Raw genomic sequence first — 17,274 nt, forward strand, 5'->3', positions numbered from 1 at the left:
TGTTTGAATATCCATAAAAAAACCGTAATTAGCGAAACTAATTACGGATTATTCACGATCATTTAGATCGGTCAACCGATCAATTAACCTTAACTGATCGGCATTACGCTTGCTGGGCGCTTTTATTATGTTTTTTGTCTAATAGCTGGTAGCTATCAAGGGTATCTAAAAATAAGCCATTAAAGCCACGTGCCTTTAGTGATAGCGCACTATTTTGTATATGCTGTTGCCACTGCGCTGCAGTTAAGTCGCTAATATGGCTATTCCAATTAGGATTAACACTAAGTGAAGACTCACTTTTTGAAAACGACTCGCCAACACTTAAATAAGCATAAACAGCAATGTTACGCTGTTTGAGCCAGTTCAGCTCGTGCTTGGTTATTAGCTCGGGTTGCACTACTACACGCGAATAAAAAGTCATTTCAGCTAAGGGCATAGGTGCAGAGTAATAAAAAGCGATACTATTATTAGTCTCAGGTTTAGCAGTTACATTTGCGGTGATAAATAGCAGTATAAAAAATAAATACTTCATTAACCCTTCGTTTTAATTAATAAATAGCCAAGGTGCAATTAAAATAATTGTACCTGATTTGTTATAGGAGTTTAGTATTAATATTTTAATTATATGTTACAAAAAGCAAAAAAACTAAACAAATTTAAATTGTTTATATTGTAAGTAGTATTTTATGTTGTGCTTGCTCATCATTGCGGCAATTAATTAAATATTTTACCTGTATTAGGTGTTTTACTTACTTTAAAGGCTATTAATTATACTAGAGTAAGTTGCAACTTTATTACTATTCAGCTTAGGTTTATTAATGACAATGGCGTCTTTTAGTATTAAACCAAAGTAACTACGACTATAATCACTAGCCATTAGTTATACTTTTAAGTAAGTACCTACCTAAATTAAATAGACTTAGCCGTTTATGTGATGAAGGGGGGCTAGAGTAAATTATGAATTTTGCAGCTACTAAGTTACAAAATAAGAGTAGGGCTTTTACAGCTTGCAATGTGTTTATTTGGAGAAGAAATGAGTAATTTAAGCTTGAAAAGCAAATTGTTACTACTAGCTATTTTGCCGCTAATATTATTATTGGTCAGCTTTTTATCAAGTTCGTACTATTTAGAAATGCAAAGTCAGCAGCACAGCTTTGACACTTTTAAAAGTAAGTTATTAAAAGATAAACAAACGCTATTAAAAACTGAAATTGAAATTGGTAGTCAAGTAGTACAGCACCAGCTTGCAAATGGCACTGAGCAAGATGCTAAAAATGCATTAAGAAAACTAACCTTTGGCGAAGACGGCTATTTCTTTATTTATGACACTAATGGCGTGAGTGTTTTTCATGCCATGTTAGGTGATGCGATAGAAGGGCAAAACAAAATAGCCATGACTGATCCCAATGGTAAAAAAATCATTGTGGGCTTACTTGCACAAGCACGCCAGGGTGGCGGAGCATTTACCTATCATTTTCAAAAACCAAATACCAACGGCTTAGTTGAAAAAATTGGTTATGCAGCGATGATCCCTGGAACCAACTGGATGCTAGGCACTGGCGCTTATATGGACGACATAGAAGCAGAGCTTGAAGGCTTTGAGCTATCTATGCAAAAAAGCATGAACGAAAAAGTAACCACCTTATTGATCATTGCGTTCTTTTGTTTGTTATTAACTATTGCGGGTGCTTTATTTGCTGCCAACCATATGCTTAAACCAATACAAAGAATGGTGCAAAGCCTTGATGACATAGCTAAAGGTGAAGGCGACTTAACTAGACGTTTAGAAATTGACAGCCACGACGAAATTGGCCAATTAGGTGAGTCGTTTAATATATTCGTGAGTAAATTGCACGGTATTATAGCCAGTGTGGTTGATGTAACTAACGATGTTAAAACAGCATCAGTAGATATAAATACGCAAACTTTGGTGATTGAAGATAAGTTATTAAAACATAATCATGAAACTGATTTAGTCGCGACCGCGATTACTGAAATGTCTGCAACCTCTCACGAAGTGGCTCAAAATACGACCCAAGTTGCGGTGTCAACTCAGGCAGCAACGCAAGAAGTAGCAAGAGCGCAAGAATGTGTTGATATATCTTTAAGTGAAGTATCAAACTTAATGGCCGAAATAAATACAGCTGCAGAACAGGTTGATTCATTAAGTGAGCAATCTAAAAAGATTAATAGTGTATTAAGCGTTATTGGTGGTATTGCAGAGCAAACAAATTTACTGGCACTTAACGCAGCAATTGAAGCGGCTCGTGCGGGTGAGCAGGGCAGAGGTTTTGCAGTCGTTGCTGATGAAGTAAGAAGCTTAGCAAGTCGTACACAAGTAAGTACGTTAGAAATTAGCGAAATGCTTAGTGAGCTGCATAACTTAGTTACTGCGGCGGTTAACGCTATGCAAGCAAGTCAGCAAAGCTGTAATCGCTCAGTTGAGTCATCACGTGCTATTTCAGAAAGCTTAGGCGCGGTTACTACATCGGTTACCACAATAAACGATATGAGTACCCAAATAGCAACAGCTGCAACAGAGCAAAGTAGTGTAACTGAAGAGATAAACCGTAATGTTTTTGCTATTCAAGAAATTGTAAATGAGCTAACAGAGTCAAGTAAAACAACGTCATCGGTAAGTTTACATTTAGCTGGTCGTGGTGAAAGCTTAGGCGAATTGGTAGGGCAGTTTAAAATTTAAGACATATTTTTAAATTTAATCATTTATAAAGCCGTAATTTTTAGTTACGGCTTTTATTTTGCCTGCTGCAAAAAATCCTTCCTAGTTAACCTGAGCTCCGGATAATAAACTTATCTCAAGCAGCTATTTTCAGCGCTAACTGCGTTGAATTTACTTGCAATAGGCCAGCTATTGACGCGTAAATTCGCCTTGTTTTCACTGAAAACCTCTGGCTAGAGAAAATAAAATTAAATATAACGATGATTCAATATGTTAGTAAATCTCTTAACCAGAGTTCAGGTTAGTTAATGAAGATGTATGAAATTGCCTACACTTAAGCATCTGAAATCATATCAAAAGTAAGTCGTGATTGTGCTTGTATAATTAAATTTAAAAAATAATAAAAAAACATTAACCGCTGGTTATTTTTACGCATACAATGCGAAAAAAGCGGATGAGTTTGCATATTTTTTCAATATTTTATGCCCGCTACGTTACACTAATAGCAATACATATTAATAAGTGACTATTTACTAATATAACCTACTAAAATTTAAGGCTTAAGATGATTGAGTATCCGGTTGATAAACTACCCCAACTCATAAATGACTTATTACAGTGCGACACCACAGAGCGCAAAAATAAGTTATTAATAGACGCACAATTAACATTATCAACTGAGCATTTATCATTGCTTTTTGAAGCAATACCTAAAGAGCAGCGCCTTGAAATTTGGCAGTTGTTAGATGAAGACACGCAACACGAAATATTTGTTAATTTAAGCGATGACAGCACCTTATGGTTACTGCAAACTTTAGATGATAGCGACGGTTTTAAACTATTAGACGAAGTTAATGTAGAAGAGCTGCTTGAGCTTGAAGAAGTAATTCCTGAGCGATTTGTTGAGTATGCAAAAAAACAACTCGATGAAGCACAAACAAAGCAATATGAATTAGCGCAACAATACCCTTCTGAGCAAATAGGTCACTGGTTAGGTTTTGACTTTTTAAAAGTGTCTGAAAAGTTAACCGCGGGAGGCGCTAAAAAGTTACTCCATAAAGGGTTGCCGCAGTTCACAGAGGTTATTTATTTAGTGAGCCGTAAGGGCAGTTTAATTGGTGAAGTGGCAATTAATGATTTAATAAAAGCCAATGACAACGACAGTTTAATTACTTTAGCAAACCATGACTATGTATCGCTGCATGCAGATGATGATTTATACGAAGCTGCGGAAGTGGTTATTCATAGCGAAAAAATGGCAATGCCGGTTGTTAATGTTGATAACAAATTACTGGGCCGTTTAACCATTGCTTCAGCGTATGAGTTACGCCAAGAAATAACCGACGAGGCTGCCGCTAAAGCGGGTGGTCTGCGTGAAGACGAAGATTTATTTGCGAGTGTGCGAAAAAGTGCTAAAAACCGAGGTATTTGGTTAGGTATAAATTTGGCGACTGCATTTTTAGCCTCGTGGTTTATTGGCCTGTTTGGTGCAACTATAGAGCAAGTAGTGGCTTTAGCGGTATTAATGCCAATAGTGGCCTCTATGGGCGGAATTGCCGGGAGTCAAACGCTCACCGTTATTGTACGTGGCTTGGCACTTGGCCAGGTAACCGACTCTAACCGCGCAGCGCTACTTAAAAAAGAGCTAAGAGTGGGCGCGGTAAATGGTTTTGTATGGGCTTTTGTTATTGGCGCATTGACCTTTTTGTGGTTTAACGACGTTATGCTAAGTATTACTATTACCGTGGCTATTTTGCTTAACTTAGTTGCAGCATCGTTAGCCGGTGTAGTGATCCCTTCTATTTTAGATAAAATGAAAATAGATCCTGCGCTTTCGGGCTCAGTTATTTTAACTACAGTAACCGATATAGTTGGTTTTGTTACCTTTTTAGGTTTAGGTAGTTTGCTACTGTTATAGTGCCTTGTATCGCAAGGAACGCGTAAATAAATAGGAAAAACAATGACTTTTGATGTCATGATTTGGTGTGCTATTGCACTGTGTATTTCGCAGTCAGCAATATTTTCGGGTTTAAACTTGGCGTTTTTTTCGCTAAGTAGATTACAACTCGAAATGGAAAGCAGTAAAGGTAACGCCGCTGCGATAAAAGTAATGGCACTGCGTAACGATTCAAACTTTTTACTCTCGACTATTTTGTGGGGAAACGTAGGTATTAACGTACTGCTGACCTTACTTTCTGACTCGGTATTAATGGGTGCAAGTTCTTTTTTATTCTCAACTATTGCTATTACTATTATTGGCGAAATTACACCACAGGCGTATTTTTCACGTAATGCGTTAAAAATGGCCAGCATGTTGTCGCCGTTAATTAAGTTTTATCAATTACTGTTTTATGTCGTTGCTAAGCCTACAGGGCTAATACTCGATGCTTGGTTAGGCAAAGAAGGTATTACCTACTTTGCAGAGAGTGAGCTCAGAGGCATTATTCGTAAGCACATAGAAGCTGAAGAAGCCGATGTACAGCACGTAGAAGGTATTGGTGCACTTAACTTTTTTAGTTTAGATGAAATTAGTGTTACTCAAGAAGGCGAAGTGATAGATCCCGACTCAATCATAGCGTTACCAACCAAGCTTGATTTACCAATATTTCCTGAACTAACACTCAGTGCCGATAATGAATTTTTACGCAAACTGCACAAGTCTGGTTACAACTGGGTAATTATTACTAATCAGGCCGGTGATCCTTTGTTAGTGGTTGATGCGGATGGCTTTTTACGCGCAGCTTTGTTTGAGCCAGACACATTTGATCCGTACCACTTTTGCCACAGACCAATAATAGTGATCGATGAAAGTATGCGCTTAAGTGACGTTATTTTAAAAATTCGCGCCAGTCATTCATTAGACAAGTCATTCGATGGGGCAATTGAGCACGATGTAGTACTGGTATGGGGCGATGAAAAACGCATTATTACTGGGGCTGATATTTTTGGCCGATTACTAAAAGGTATGAGTGCGCCTAAACTTGAATTAAACCCCAGTATAGATCAACCTAAACCGCTTTAAACGGTTTAGGTTTATAAATTAATCACCTTTAATAATACTAACAATGCGCTGCGGTAAAGGTATTTCAATATTCGCTTTATTCATAGCGCTATAAACCCCACCATTAATAGCCAACTTGGTTTCGATTATTTTAGTGGTTGGTACCCAGTAGCGGTAGCTAATAGTTACGCCATTGTCGGCAAAGCGTTCTATACCAATTTGTGCATTGGGCACTTTAGCCACAAGCTCATGGCCATTCACAACATCTTCAATTAGTTGAACTGCGGTATTTGAGCACGCGCTGTAAGCAATGGTAATTTCGCCTTTTACCAATGAAAACTTAAACGAGTTATGGAGTATTTCACCGAGGATATGCTTATTGGGTATAGTTATTTCTACCTTTTCTTCGTCAATAAGTACTGTATGCCCCAGCTCTATTATTTTAACTTGCCCGCTGACATTTTTAACCTCTATAGTGTCGCCAACCACAAAAGGACGAGTGGCAATAATAGCAAGGCCAGCACCATAATTAGACAACATACCTTGCATTGCCAAACCCGCACCAAGCGACGCAGCACCAATAGCGGCCACAAAAGGGGTAACACTAATGCCTATTTTGCCCAGCGCAATAATAATGACAATTATTATGAGCAACACTTTAACTAGGTTACTCACAAAGTTAGTTAACGTGACGTCAATATTATGGCGAGCCATTAAATTAGCCACTACGTTGGCAAGCTTTTGCGCAACCCATAAGCCAATTAAGAGTATGAAAATAGCACCTACAATTTGCATGCTATAGGTAACTAAATACTCGGTAAGCATGGCGTAGTATTTTTCAAACTGTTCTATTTCTGGGCTGATCATATATGCTCTTAAGATGGCTGTTAAATATTTTTGCTAACTATAGCAAAGTGTTGACTAAGATTGGATATAAAAACGGTACTATTACAGCCGTTAAAAGCGCACTTAATGCCATGGCAACCGATGAAAATGCACCTATTTTAGGATGCTCAACCAATGCTGCTGCGGTGCCAATAGCGTGACAGGCAGTACCCATGGCAACGCCTTGCGCTTCATGGTTATAAATTTTAATTAGTTTAAAAAGTACAAAGCCAAATAAAGCACCCAATAAACCAATAAAAATAACCAAGGCAGCAGCGAGTGAGTCAATACCGCCTAATGACTCGGTTACAATTAGCGTTATAGGAGTTGTTACACTCAATGCTGCAACTGAGGCGCTAAGTTGTGTGGGTACAGCAAATATCATGCTGAGTAAAAAAGCCACTACAGTGGCGTTAATAATCCCTAAACTACAAGTGGTTACAATTAAGAGTAAGTTTTTACGTACATGAACAAACTGCTGATATAAAGGTAATGCTAGTGCCACAATAGCGGGCTCTAACAGCCAACTTAGTAATTGGCTGTGGCTAGCAAATTTAGTGTAAGGCAAGTTTAAATTAACCAAGAGTAAAGCAATAATAGCTATACTTAAAAATACAGGGTTAGTAAGTGATTTTAAAATAACATGCTTAACCCGCTGGTTAAGTAGCCTTAATAATAAAAACAGCGCAATAATAAACGGTACGCTAAGCCACCATAAATCTGGAGTTAGTTGTGTTGTTAGCGATTTTAGTTGCTCAGTCATTATTTACGCGTCCTTTAAAGTAGGCAATAACACTACTCACTAACAATAAGGTACTAATAGGGACTAGCAATACAATGGCAACTAAAAAAGGCCAATGCGACTTTATTAAGCCAAGGTGCTCAATAAAGCCAACCCCCGCAGGAATAAAAAAGATGGGCATAATATTTAAAATAGGTGAAGCGCAGGGCTTTAATTGATGCTCTTTTACTATGCCAGTTAACAGTAGCAGCAATAAAATAACCATTGCTAGTAAAGGCGCAGGAAAACTGCCGCCAATACTGTGCATAATGAATTTAGCCGCCGCTAAGCAGAGTAAAATAATTGCGCTACTTAACACATATTTCATTAGAGAGCTCATTGGAAAGTCAGGAATTTAACTTTAACAAATCCCTGTTATTTATGCATGCATCATCTTACCAGCGTTTAGGGTTGGCATAATGAATATCGGTTTTACCCTTTGCTTTAGCAATTGCCTTTTTGGTATTTGGGCTAAGTAATAATCTAATTTGGCTAAAGGTTTCTTTGGCGAGTATGTTGCGTTGCTGAGTTTTATAGCTTTGCTGGGTAACGCGCTTAATTGCCGCCAGAGTGTCGGGCGAGCGGGCTAATAGTATTTCCAACATTTTTTGTGTGGCAGCCTCGGTGTCATCAGTTACTTGAGTGACCAAGCCAAGCTCTTTTGCTTGTAGTGCACTTATTGGATCAGCATGGCTGGCAAGCCATAGTGCTTGGTCGCGTTTTACTAAACCGCTCATTACAACATTAGCCCCCATATCTGGGCATAACCCCCAACGCGCTTCCATAATGGCAAATTGGGCATCGTGGTGCACTATTCTATAGTCAGCGCCGAGTGCAATTTGCAATCCACCGCCAAGGCAGTTGCCATTAATTTGGGCAATAACCGGCACGCTAAGCGATTGCCAACCCAATACTACCCGCTGGGCTAAATTTTTATTGCCAGGTAACCATTTAAATAATAATTTAATAATATTAAGCGGCGACGCCATAACTGCGGCTATATCTAACCCCGCGCAAAAGTGATCGCCATCGCCTTTTAAAACTACGGCGCGGATGCTGCGATCTTTTTTAAGCTTTTTTATTATTTTATTAAGCTCAACAAACATAGCAAAGCTTAAAGCATTTTGTTTTTGAGCTCTGCTTAGTGTGACAATTGCAATGCCTTGTTGTTTTTCTAACTTTATCATTTTGCACTCCTCTGACCTGTTGCCTGAGCTTATGATGTTATTTAAGTTAAGTAAAGTGAGCGTGGTTGATTAAAATAAAATGAATTTATTACTCAGCGGCAGGTCTCAATTGATTGATTTTACTTATAACAATTAAGAGACTGAAGAAAGTCAGTTTTTTCAGCGTTTTTTTCTCAAAACAACGATAACTTTTGGTATTATGATCATACTTTAAAAGCTCAAAGGTTAACTACTCATGTCAGGCCCGCGTTTATACACAGAAGAAGAAGCAACTCATCAAGCGTACGATATTTTTTTAGAGTTGGCACCAAGCAACCTGAATGAGCAAGACGTTGAAACTTTTAATCAATACAGAGAAGAACTTGGTTTTATTGAAGAGGGCGAGCCCGATGAGCAATGGCAGGATTTTGTTGCTCTAGAAGTTGAAGCTGATCATTTTTTGCAGGTGTTAGTAGGCTTAGAATTTGAAAATGACGATGTATTATTCGCTAAAATTTTAATTAGCCGTGATAAAGACGCGCCTTTTTGTCACATTTTATGGAAAGAGACTGAGTAACTCAGTTTTAGTTAAAGTTGTTTTATGATCACCTACAAGAGAGAGTGTTTTGCGTAAGTTTTTATTCTTAATTTTTTTAATGGTTTGCCGCCCAAGTTGGGCTGTCGATCCTTTTGAAGATTTTCATGAATACGGACAACTCTCGGATGAAGAAATTCATGATTTACATAAAGGCGAAATGCTTTACGGCGACACCGAATTTGGTTTTATATTAAGTAAAGGCAATACTAATTCGACCAGTTTTAAACTCAAAGGTAACCTTTATCAAGATTTTGAAAGCTGGCGTAATCAATTTAAAATAGATTCCTTATACAAACGCGATCATAACGATGACACCGGAAAGTCTGATGTGACCGCTAACCGGGTGTTTATATCAGCGCAAGGTAACTACAAAGTAGGCGTTAAGAATTCCTCATTTTTTATTTATGGCGATTACGAAGAAGATAAATTTAGCGGTCTAGCGTTTAAAAGTACTGTAGCAACAGGTTATGGTGCGCGCGTTTACCAAGGCGTTAAAAATAAAGTTGATATTGATATAGGACCTGGTTTGTATCGCTCTGTGGCTGAGGAGCAGTCTGATGTTAGCGAAGATGATAAAAACAAAGTAGGTTATTTAGTGCGTTTTGCTATGCAATGGGAGCGGTTGGTTTCTGAGCGAACGCGCTTTAACCAAGATGTAAGTATAGAGCAGTCTTTGTCGGGGCTTAATTCACGATTAAAGTCAGAAACAGCCTTGATCAGCCAAGTAATTGGTGGGGTATCACTTAAGTTTGCTTATATGTATCGTTATAATTCCAAACCTGAAGAAAATAAGCTCAAGTTTGACTCAGAGCTCAGCGCAACATTAGTTTATAGCTTTTAAGTTGTTTTATTTTTAATCGTATCGTTATTTAATTTTGAGAGTGTTATGTATCAGCATAAGCAGTATGCGCTATTTATATTTTTTGTATTAGCCTGGATTGGTGGCTTTGTAGCCCTTGCCTGGAATTTAATTGGGGCTGATGGCCCACTTATGGTGTTTGCCGGTATTTTAGTGCTGGTGGGTTTTTTGTTTCATGGCTTAACCGTAAAAGTAAATGACACTCATATTAGTTGGGCATTTGGTCCAGGTGTTGCTGGGCAAAGTATTGCACTTGCAGATATTGCAGAAGCTAAAGCGGTGCAAAACTCGTATCGTCATGGTATTGGTATTCGTATTACCCACGATGGCTGGATATATACAGTGTCTGGTTTTAGTGCTATTCAACTTACCCTTAAAGATGGCACTTTATACAGAGTGGGTACTAATGATCAGCAAGGCTTACTCACAGCGCTTGAAGGTAAAATAGCACCTGCAGAAACACTTAAAGCAGCTACCGATGATGCTAAACCTGCTGCGGTTTAAATGTAATTAAATTGAGTTTAGTAACAAAAAAAGCGCCTTAGGCGCTTTTTATTTGCTTAGGGCATTTTAGTGGTCGTGACCACAACCGCCTTCACCATGTACATGACCATGGCTTAGTTCTTCTTCGGTTGCATCGCGTACTTCTAAAATTTCTACATTAAAGTTAAGCGTAATACCAGCCAGTGGGTTATTACCATCTACAATAACTTCTTCGTCTTGAATGTCGATGATCATGACTGATTGATCGCCATCATCGGTTGATGCACGAAACTGCATACCCACTTCAATTTCCATGCCTTCAAACATTTCTTTAGGCACAGCTTGCATTAAGTTGTCACTACGTTCGCCGTAACCTTCATCAGGTTCAACTTTTACGCTTAACGTGTCGCCAGCTTGTTTGCCTTGCAGAGCATTTTCTAGGCCTGAAATTAGATAGCCGGTGCCAATAATAAAAATTAATGGTTCGCCATCGAACGAGTTATCAATGGTATTGCCGTCATTATCTAATACCGAATAATGCATTTTTACCACTTTGTTTGCTGCAACGATCATAGTCAGTCCTATTTATTCATCTTCAAGAGAGTAGGGTAGAGGAAGAATGTTTAGCTCTACCGAAGGAGTGTGTTTTGCACGAAGTACCTGAGTAACATCAGTATCGTTTGGCAACACTACAAGGCCAGTAAGTGTTTTACTTTGTTCATTAAAGCTCTGGCTGATAAGTTTACCAGCGCGGCGCCAGTTTTCGCCTAGTTGTCTTTCTAGATCCAACTCAGTAAGTAACCCATCGCTTTGCCCTGAAACGATATACATAGCACGCTTATTTTTACCTAAGTATTTCATTCGCGCTACGGTTTCTTGCCCTGCGTAACAGCCTTTTTTAAAGCTAATGCCACCTATTGCTTGCAAGTTAACCATTTGCGGCACGTATTCACCAATCGCTTGCTCATTAAGCTGTGGCTCGCCGGCTAAAATAGCAGCTTGTTGCCATAGCATATCGTTTTCAAGCGTTACTACGTTATCAGGCAAGTTAAATTGCTCATCTACCATTAGTAAAAGTCGATTGCCGGTAAGCTTAAGAGCTTTACCATGGCTAAAATCGCATGCAGTGTCTTGCGCCGCAAATTCGATATTAAGTTGTGTGAGTAACTCAGTAAAGTCGTCGCTAATTAAGCCAATTAATCGCTGTGGTGCTACGTTAATGTCTACTTTAGCAAATACCGCATATTTTTTTAACTCGGCTAAAGAGCACTCTACTTCAGCCTTAGAGCCAATTAAATAGTAATGATCTTGATGAGAAAATAATTTAAACACGCCCCATAACTTACCTTTGGCGCTACAGTGCCCGGCCCAAAGATAATTGTTGTTGGTTAGCTTGTTGATATCCTGAGTGATTTGTCCGTGAAGATAAGATAATTTATCTGCGCCAGAGAAGCTAATAAGCTGATGAGATAAAGCACACGCATGAACAATCGACATAAACACCTTCTTTGACTATTTAATGAGGTAACATAATAACGTAGATACAACCTTGGGTACAGCAGCTAACTCTGTACGGGTTTTTATTATTTTAATAAGTGATTAAGAGCTGCTAAATTAATTGGTATTTGTTAAACTCAGGTCAATTAAATATGAGGTTTAAAATGACTGAAATTCATAGTAAAGCACGTATCCGTTGGGCTTGTCGCCGTGGCATGCTAGAGCTAGATGTATTGTTTATGCCCTTTGTAGAGGATGCTTTTGATTCACTTAGCGTTGAACAGCAAGCTATTTTTCAGCGTTTACTTACCGAAGAAGATCCTGACTTATTTGCTTGGTTTATGGGCCATAAAGAATGTAAAAATGAGCAGCTCAACAGCATGGTGCAACTTATTTTAGACCGAGTTCGTGTATAGGTTTACAGTTACAGCAAACAAAACAGACCATAAACCTATTGTGGTCTTTTTTTGTGTTTTAACATTATTGCTGTGCTTATTTTTAAGTTCACTTGAGGCAATCATTTTTTGCATAGTTGTTAACTTTGTAGCGGCCATACTTGTATGGCTAAAAATGCAGGCAGTACAGCCACTTGAAGGCGTTATTATTTTAGCCCCAAAGCAGTTTAGGTTTGAAAATAGCACACGGTTAATTCAAGGCGAAATAAGTGCTAAAAGCCGCTTAATTGGCAACAGTGTTTGGCTTTATATTAAGGGTTTTAATAACAACTATTGGCTGATTATTACAGCCAATAGTGTTGATGTACAAAGCTATGCGCGCCTAAAACGCGCCACACTTAATGCAATTAACGCTGTGGAGTTAAAATAGTAGGTGTTGGATTAGCGTTTTGCTCTGGGTAGTCAATAGTGTAGTGCAGGCCACGGCTTTCTTTGCGCTCAAGTGCACTGCGAATAATTAGTTCGGCAACTTGTACCAAATTACGCAGCTCTAACAAGTTATTACTAACTCTAAAGTTAGCGTAATAGTCATGTATTTCCTGCTGTAACAACTCAACTCTATGTAGTGCACGCTCTAAGCGTTTAGTTGAGCGCACAATACCCACGTAGTCCCACATAAACAACCTTAGTTCATGCCAGTTGTGAGTAATCACTATTTCTTCATCTGAATTAGCTACGCGGCTTTCATCCCAGTGCGGCAGGTTAATGGGCTCTGGTGCATGTTCAATTTTGCTTAAAATGTCTTTTGCAGCCGCATGGGCAAACACAATACACTCTAGTAATGAGTTACTCGCCATACGATTAGCACCATGTAAGCCGGTATAAGCAACTTCACCTACTGCATATAAGTTATCTAAATCGGTTTTACCATTAAAGTCAGTCATTACTCCACCACAGGTATAATGCGCTGCAGGTACAACAGGAATAGGATCTTTGGTAATATCGAGCCCGACACTTAGACACTTTGCATATATAGTGGGGAAGTGCTCAATAATAAAATCTTTATCTTTGTGACTAATGTCTAAAAATACGCAATTGGCACCCAAACGTTTCATTTCAAAGTCGATAGCGCGAGCAACAATATCGCGAGGAGCAAGCTCTTCACGCTCATCAAACTCGTGCATAAATCGGCTGCCGTCGGGGCGTCTTAAATAAGCGCCTTCACCACGCATTGCTTCGGTAATTAAAAAGTTTTGTAATTCAGGGTGGTACAAACTGGTTGGATGAAACTGGTTAAATTCCATGTTCGCCACTCTACAACCCGCACGCCATGCCATAGCAATACCATCACCACTGGAAACATCAGGGTTTGAAGTATACAAATACACTTTACTAGCACCACCTGTCGCTAAAGCAACAAATTTAGCCGCAATTGTTTCTACTTTTTTGGCGTTTTTATTCCATACATACATGCCATTTATATGCGAGCTGGCTTTATTGCCGCTTTTATCTGTAATTAAATCAATGGCGTTGTAATGCTCTAACAGGGTGATGTTTTTGTGGGCTTGAACTTGGCTGATTAATGTAGTTTGTACGGCTTTACCAGTAGCGTCGGCGGCGTGTAAAATACGTCGGTGGCTGTGGCCGCCTTCACGCGTTAAATGAAAACGCTCTTTACCATGGCTATCCAGCTCTATATCAAACGGTACGCCTTGATTAATTAACCATTGCAAACAATCGTGGGCATTACTAGCGGTATAGTGCACTGCTTCTTTGTCGCATAAGCCACCGCCCGCATCGAGCGTGTCTTGCACATGTGATTCTATACTGTCATGTTTCTTATCAAATACCGCGGCTATACCACCTTGGGCATAGAGTGTGGAACCTTCAGTGAGTGCTCCCTTACTGATTACGGTAACGTTACAATAGTTAGCTAAAGATAAGGCAAGTGATAAGCCCGCTGCGCCGCTACCGATAATAGCGACATCTGCAATGTGATGTTTATTTTGGTTCATGTCAGAGGTACTTTGCGGTTACAATGCCCATATAGAGCAATGTTTGTTTTCAATAGTGGTAGTTGTATCATATTTGCCATCATACCAAGTAGTAATTTTGGCTCTAACTACGGTTATTTACGACTATTTAATAAAAAAACAATATAAAGCAGAACTTTTTATTCATGTAAGAGTCAGAGTATCTGTGAACAATGGCGACACTATGAATGATAAGCAAAAATTAGACACAGGAGTACCGGCTCGAATGAGCGAGCAGGATCAAGATTTAGCGCTAGTAAAAAGGGTTCAGCAAGGAGATAAAAACGCCTTCAACCTATTAGTAAAGAAGTATCAAAACAAAATTGCCGGTTTGATCTCACGTTATGTGTCAAATCAGGGTGATATTGCAGATGTAGCACAAGAAGCGTTTATAAAAGCTTATCGTGCGCTTCCTAACTTCAGGGGCGATAGTGCCTTTTATACTTGGTTGTACCGTATTGCAGTAAATTGTGCTAAAAATTATTTAGTAGCTCAGGGGCGTAAACCGCCAGCAAGTGATATAGACGCACAAGATGCCGAATTTTATGACTGCGCGGACTCAATGCGTTCTAACGCATCTCCTGAAAATTTACTGCTGAGCGAAGAAGTACGCGCTGTTATTTTTAATACGATTGATAGTTTGCCTGAAGATCTTAAAACCGCAATCACCCTCAGAGAAATTGAAGGGATGAGCTATGAAGAAATAGCTGTGGTAATGGATTGCCCAGTCGGGACGGTACGTTCGCGTATATTTCGTGCCCGTGAAGCAATTGATAACAAATTAAACCCATTAATAGGCGAGTCTTAGTATGATAAAAGCACACGTTAACAGGTTAGATGACGAATCGTTATCTGCATTACTTGACGGCGAGCAACAACTAGCAGATGCAAAAATTGCAGAGCAAGACGTTGCTATCTTTGGCCGTTATGCGTTAATTGGTGATGCAATGCGAGCTCAAAAAGATCACAGCGATATTCATATTGATATTAGCAAGCGTGTTGCGTTAGCACTCGAAAGCGAACCAGTATATGCAGATTTCAGTCAGTCTAAAGCGCAATCTGCGCCGCAAAGTGATACTATAAACGACAATAAAGTTGTGGCATTTAATTGGCGCAAGCCAGTGGCACAACTTGCGATTGCAGCAAGTGTTGCTATGTTTGCTATTGTAGGCGTAAATATGTTGCCACAGGGCGATGGCGCGCAACAAAGCGAAATTCCATTGCTGCAAACAACACCTTTTACAGGTACTGCATCACCAGTGAGTTATTCATCGGAGCCCGCGCTTAAAAACGCAGAAAATGGTTTGCGTGAATTGCAGCAGCAACGTATTGGCGCACTTGTTTTAGAGCATCAACGCCAAGCTCGTGTTGCACATTCATTAGAGGCTGCGCAAACGGATGCAAAAAAACCAGAGGAAAACAACTAATTAAATGAAAGTAATTACTTTTATTCTGTCGCTGGCAATCAGCTTTAATATCTTTGCCAGCGACACCAATCCTGCCAAAGATTTACTGCTTAAAATGGCTAATGCCGTTCATACCCGTAACTTTGACGCCTCGTTTGTGGTTGTTAAAGGCAAAACCATGGAACCCTACCGTTGGTTACATGCAAAACAAGATGACATTGAGATAGAACACTTAAGTTTACTCAATGGCGCGGGCCTAGAAATGGTACGCGTTGACAACCAAGTTACTTATTTTGAGCCGCAATCAGAGCCTTATTCACTTACAACTGATTCAATTGCAGGACCAATTCCTGAAGTACTGTTTAAAAACGTTGAGCGTTTAAGTGGCCATTATGACTTTGTACTTGGTGGAAAAGGGCGTATATCAGGACGAGCAGCTCAGTTAGTACGTATAGAATCTAAAGATGAAGACAAATATAACTACTGGATTTGGCTTGATATGGAATCCTCTTTATTACTAAAAGCGGCCTATGTTAATCATCAAGGCGAAGCTTTAGAGCAACTGCAACTTACCCACATAAGTGTTACAGAGCAGCCTGCTAGTATGTTGCTGGAAATACTTAATCGCAACTTTCCAACCCCGTTACCAAATAACTCACTCGAAACATTGGGCAGTGATAAGGCAAAAACGTGGAAAATAGACTGGTTGCCAGCAGGCTTTGAATTATTAAAATCAGACCGCCATAAATTAGATTTAAATAATGAATTAACCGACTACTATTTATTTTCAGATGGCTTTGTAGAAGTGTCGGTATTTATACAAAGACCTTTGCCGGGTAAGCGCTTAAGTGGCTCACTCACCTCTGGGGCAACCACAGTTTATGTGCACAACGGCGGTAATTTTGATGTTTCGGTGGTGGGTAATATTCCTAGTTTAACGGCCAAAAAAATTGCAGAGTCGGTGACCCGCGCATTATAAACGATTTATAAAGAGTTGTTATGATAGAACAAACCTTAAAAGTTGTGGCCCTTAGTGGCCACATTGCACATTTAGAGGCACAACAAAAACAAGCATGCGAAGGCTGTAATGGTCGTTGTGGATCGCAGGTGTTTAGTAAGTTATTTGGCAGTGCTAAAAAAACCTTTCCCTATAAATTTGACACGCCCGTAGTGGTGGGACAAAAAATCACCTTGTCGCTCGATGACAGCCACGTTGTTAAACACGCATTTACTGTATATATGTTGCCGCTATTTTTAAGCCTAGGCTTTGCGCTAGTTGCCGCTGAATTACTGTTAGTTACCGAAGGATGGCAAATTTTAGCTGCTGCTTTGGGGGGCGGTATTGGCTTTTTAATGGCTAAAATGTGGGTTAAATCATTCAGGCATGATATCAAAGTGATAAAAATTCATCCAATTAGCCTTCCTTTAACTCAAATAGATGGTGATTGATGCCAATTAAATGTAAAATTGCCCGCTTACGCCACAACAAC

General features: G+C 39.3%; 20 protein-coding genes. 12 read left to right on the forward strand and 8 right to left on the reverse strand.

All coding sequences use genetic code 11. The features are described 5' to 3' along the window. Positions 1 to 103 precede the first annotated feature (103 nt). Positions 104 to 532 (reverse strand): endo alpha-1,4 polygalactosaminidase, encoded by a 429-nt coding sequence (locus J5X91_RS13625; RefSeq protein WP_225741070.1) that lies wholly within the window; start codon positions 530 to 532, stop codon positions 104 to 106. A 501-nt stretch (positions 533 to 1,033) separates the two neighbouring features. Between J5X91_RS13625 and J5X91_RS13630 the strand changes: the two genes are divergently transcribed. The 3 genes from J5X91_RS13630 (at position 1,034) to J5X91_RS13640 (ending at position 5,702) form a co-directional block, all read left to right on the forward strand. Next, positions 1,034 to 2,701 (forward strand): methyl-accepting chemotaxis protein, encoded by a 1,668-nt coding sequence (locus J5X91_RS13630; protein WP_011327407.1) that lies wholly within the window; start codon positions 1,034 to 1,036, stop codon positions 2,699 to 2,701. Positions 2,702 to 3,245: 544 nt separating this feature from the next. Further along, positions 3,246 to 4,598, forward strand: a complete 1,353-nt coding sequence (locus J5X91_RS13635) for a magnesium transporter (protein ID WP_011327408.1) — start codon at positions 3,246 to 3,248, stop codon at positions 4,596 to 4,598. A gap of 42 nt (positions 4,599 to 4,640) precedes the next feature. After that, a complete protein-coding gene (locus J5X91_RS13640) occupies positions 4,641 to 5,702 on the forward strand; it encodes a CNNM domain-containing protein (RefSeq protein ID WP_089367839.1) in 1,062 nt (353 codons plus the stop codon). 18 nt (positions 5,703 to 5,720) lie between these two features. Here the strand turns inward: J5X91_RS13640 and J5X91_RS13645 are convergent, their stop codons facing one another. From J5X91_RS13645 to J5X91_RS13660, 4 genes are all read right to left on the reverse strand, one after another. Further along, the gene (locus tag J5X91_RS13645; RefSeq protein WP_089367840.1) at positions 5,721 to 6,548 is read right to left on the reverse strand and encodes a mechanosensitive ion channel family protein; all 828 of its coding nucleotides are present in this window, start codon (positions 6,546 to 6,548) and stop codon (positions 5,721 to 5,723) included. Positions 6,549 to 6,585: 37 nt separating this feature from the next. Next, on the reverse strand, positions 6,586 to 7,329 hold the full coding sequence (locus J5X91_RS13650) for an LrgB family protein (protein WP_086995023.1): 744 nt from the start codon (positions 7,327 to 7,329) through the stop codon (positions 6,586 to 6,588). Continuing rightward, on the reverse strand, positions 7,322 to 7,675 hold the full coding sequence (locus tag J5X91_RS13655; protein ID WP_011327412.1) for a CidA/LrgA family protein: 354 nt from the start codon (positions 7,673 to 7,675) through the stop codon (positions 7,322 to 7,324). Before J5X91_RS13655 ends, J5X91_RS13650 begins: the two co-directional genes overlap by 8 nt. Before the next feature lie 67 nt (positions 7,676 to 7,742). Continuing rightward, positions 7,743 to 8,534 (reverse strand): crotonase/enoyl-CoA hydratase family protein, encoded by a 792-nt coding sequence (locus J5X91_RS13660; RefSeq protein ID WP_089367841.1) that lies wholly within the window; start codon positions 8,532 to 8,534, stop codon positions 7,743 to 7,745. A 235-nt stretch (positions 8,535 to 8,769) separates the two neighbouring features. Between J5X91_RS13660 and J5X91_RS13665 the strand changes: the two genes are divergently transcribed. The 3 genes from J5X91_RS13665 to J5X91_RS13675 all read left to right on the forward strand — a co-directional run bounded on the left by J5X91_RS13665 (position 8,770) and on the right by J5X91_RS13675 (position 10,474). Next, the gene (locus tag J5X91_RS13665) at positions 8,770 to 9,090 is read left to right on the forward strand and encodes an HI1450 family dsDNA-mimic protein (RefSeq protein WP_011327414.1); all 321 of its coding nucleotides are present in this window, start codon (positions 8,770 to 8,772) and stop codon (positions 9,088 to 9,090) included. Positions 9,091 to 9,169: 79 nt separating this feature from the next. Then, entirely contained in the window at positions 9,170 to 9,952 is a 783-nt protein-coding gene (locus tag J5X91_RS13670) for a DUF481 domain-containing protein (RefSeq protein WP_086995029.1), read from the forward strand. Between the two features lie 45 nt (positions 9,953 to 9,997). Further along, positions 9,998 to 10,474 (forward strand): hypothetical protein, encoded by a 477-nt coding sequence (locus tag J5X91_RS13675; RefSeq protein WP_086995032.1) that lies wholly within the window; start codon positions 9,998 to 10,000, stop codon positions 10,472 to 10,474. Positions 10,475 to 10,540: 66 nt separating this feature from the next. Here J5X91_RS13675 and J5X91_RS13680 read toward each other — a convergent pair whose 3' ends face one another. Then, a complete protein-coding gene (locus tag J5X91_RS13680; protein ID WP_011327417.1) occupies positions 10,541 to 11,026 on the reverse strand; it encodes a peptidylprolyl isomerase in 486 nt (161 codons plus the stop codon). Between the two features lie 12 nt (positions 11,027 to 11,038). Further along, entirely contained in the window at positions 11,039 to 11,950 is a 912-nt protein-coding gene (gene ygfZ / locus J5X91_RS13685) for a tRNA-modifying protein YgfZ (protein ID WP_089367843.1), read from the reverse strand. Positions 11,951 to 12,114: 164 nt separating this feature from the next. Here ygfZ and J5X91_RS13690 point away from each other — a divergent pair, with 164 nt between their 5' ends. Then, a complete protein-coding gene (locus J5X91_RS13690) occupies positions 12,115 to 12,366 on the forward strand; it encodes a succinate dehydrogenase assembly factor 2 (protein ID WP_208835023.1) in 252 nt (83 codons plus the stop codon). 154 nt (positions 12,367 to 12,520) lie between these two features. After that, complete coding sequence (locus tag J5X91_RS13695; RefSeq protein ID WP_011327420.1) at positions 12,521 to 12,775, forward strand: hypothetical protein; 255 nt, start codon at positions 12,521 to 12,523, stop codon at positions 12,773 to 12,775. On the opposite strand, the gene nadB is transcribed toward J5X91_RS13695, so the two are convergent. Beyond that, positions 12,753 to 14,360: an L-aspartate oxidase gene (nadB, locus tag J5X91_RS13700; protein WP_011327421.1), complete on the reverse strand. Its 1,608-nt coding sequence runs from the start codon at positions 14,358 to 14,360 to the stop codon at positions 12,753 to 12,755. The genes J5X91_RS13695 and nadB overlap by 23 nt on opposite strands. A 244-nt stretch (positions 14,361 to 14,604) precedes the next feature. On the opposite strand from nadB, the gene rpoE reads away from it, so the two are divergent. From rpoE to J5X91_RS13720, 4 genes are read left to right on the forward strand one after another with little or no spacing between them, the layout of a single operon-like run. Continuing rightward, positions 14,605 to 15,186 (forward strand): RNA polymerase sigma factor RpoE, encoded by a 582-nt coding sequence (rpoE, locus tag J5X91_RS13705; protein WP_011327422.1) that lies wholly within the window; start codon positions 14,605 to 14,607, stop codon positions 15,184 to 15,186. 1 nt (position 15,187) lies between these two features. Then, a complete protein-coding gene (locus J5X91_RS13710) occupies positions 15,188 to 15,805 on the forward strand; it encodes an anti sigma-E factor RseA C-terminal domain-containing protein (RefSeq protein WP_197107750.1) in 618 nt (205 codons plus the stop codon). A gap of 4 nt (positions 15,806 to 15,809) precedes the next feature. Next, on the forward strand, positions 15,810 to 16,763 hold the full coding sequence (locus tag J5X91_RS13715) for a MucB/RseB C-terminal domain-containing protein (RefSeq protein WP_208835024.1): 954 nt from the start codon (positions 15,810 to 15,812) through the stop codon (positions 16,761 to 16,763). Positions 16,764 to 16,783: 20 nt separating this feature from the next. Then, entirely contained in the window at positions 16,784 to 17,233 is a 450-nt protein-coding gene (locus J5X91_RS13720) for a SoxR reducing system RseC family protein (protein ID WP_011327425.1), read from the forward strand. The last annotated feature ends 41 nt before the right edge of the window (positions 17,234 to 17,274 follow it).

Origin of the sequence: Pseudoalteromonas sp. K222D (assembly GCF_017653575.1) — a bacterium.
Taxonomy (GTDB): domain Bacteria; phylum Pseudomonadota; class Gammaproteobacteria; order Enterobacterales; family Alteromonadaceae; genus Pseudoalteromonas; species Pseudoalteromonas nigrifaciens.

Coding starts and splice junctions, on each gene's coding strand:
- J5X91_RS13625 (WP_225741070.1), bottom strand. CDS start 532: ATGAAGTATTTATTTTTTATACTGCTATTTATCACCGCAAATGTAACT.
- J5X91_RS13630 (WP_011327407.1), top strand. CDS start 1,034: ATGAGTAATTTAAGCTTGAAAAGCAAATTGTTACTACTAGCTATTTTG.
- J5X91_RS13635 (WP_011327408.1), top strand. CDS start 3,246: ATGATTGAGTATCCGGTTGATAAACTACCCCAACTCATAAATGACTTA.
- J5X91_RS13640 (WP_089367839.1), top strand. CDS start 4,641: ATGACTTTTGATGTCATGATTTGGTGTGCTATTGCACTGTGTATTTCG.
- J5X91_RS13645 (WP_089367840.1), bottom strand. CDS start 6,548: ATGATCAGCCCAGAAATAGAACAGTTTGAAAAATACTACGCCATGCTT.
- J5X91_RS13650 (WP_086995023.1), bottom strand. CDS start 7,329: ATGACTGAGCAACTAAAATCGCTAACAACACAACTAACTCCAGATTTA.
- J5X91_RS13655 (WP_011327412.1), bottom strand. CDS start 7,675: ATGAAATATGTGTTAAGTAGCGCAATTATTTTACTCTGCTTAGCGGCG.
- J5X91_RS13660 (WP_089367841.1), bottom strand. CDS start 8,534: ATGATAAAGTTAGAAAAACAACAAGGCATTGCAATTGTCACACTAAGC.
- J5X91_RS13665 (WP_011327414.1), top strand. CDS start 8,770: ATGTCAGGCCCGCGTTTATACACAGAAGAAGAAGCAACTCATCAAGCG.
- J5X91_RS13670 (WP_086995029.1), top strand. CDS start 9,170: ATGGTTTGCCGCCCAAGTTGGGCTGTCGATCCTTTTGAAGATTTTCAT.
- J5X91_RS13675 (WP_086995032.1), top strand. CDS start 9,998: ATGTATCAGCATAAGCAGTATGCGCTATTTATATTTTTTGTATTAGCC.
- J5X91_RS13680 (WP_011327417.1), bottom strand. CDS start 11,026: ATGATCGTTGCAGCAAACAAAGTGGTAAAAATGCATTATTCGGTATTA.
- ygfZ (WP_089367843.1), bottom strand. CDS start 11,950: ATGTCGATTGTTCATGCGTGTGCTTTATCTCATCAGCTTATTAGCTTC.
- J5X91_RS13690 (WP_208835023.1), top strand. CDS start 12,115: ATGACTGAAATTCATAGTAAAGCACGTATCCGTTGGGCTTGTCGCCGT.
- J5X91_RS13695 (WP_011327420.1), top strand. CDS start 12,521: ATGCAGGCAGTACAGCCACTTGAAGGCGTTATTATTTTAGCCCCAAAG.
- nadB (WP_011327421.1), bottom strand. CDS start 14,360: ATGAACCAAAATAAACATCACATTGCAGATGTCGCTATTATCGGTAGC.
- rpoE (WP_011327422.1), top strand. CDS start 14,605: ATGAGCGAGCAGGATCAAGATTTAGCGCTAGTAAAAAGGGTTCAGCAA.
- J5X91_RS13710 (WP_197107750.1), top strand. CDS start 15,188: ATGATAAAAGCACACGTTAACAGGTTAGATGACGAATCGTTATCTGCA.
- J5X91_RS13715 (WP_208835024.1), top strand. CDS start 15,810: ATGAAAGTAATTACTTTTATTCTGTCGCTGGCAATCAGCTTTAATATC.
- J5X91_RS13720 (WP_011327425.1), top strand. CDS start 16,784: ATGATAGAACAAACCTTAAAAGTTGTGGCCCTTAGTGGCCACATTGCA.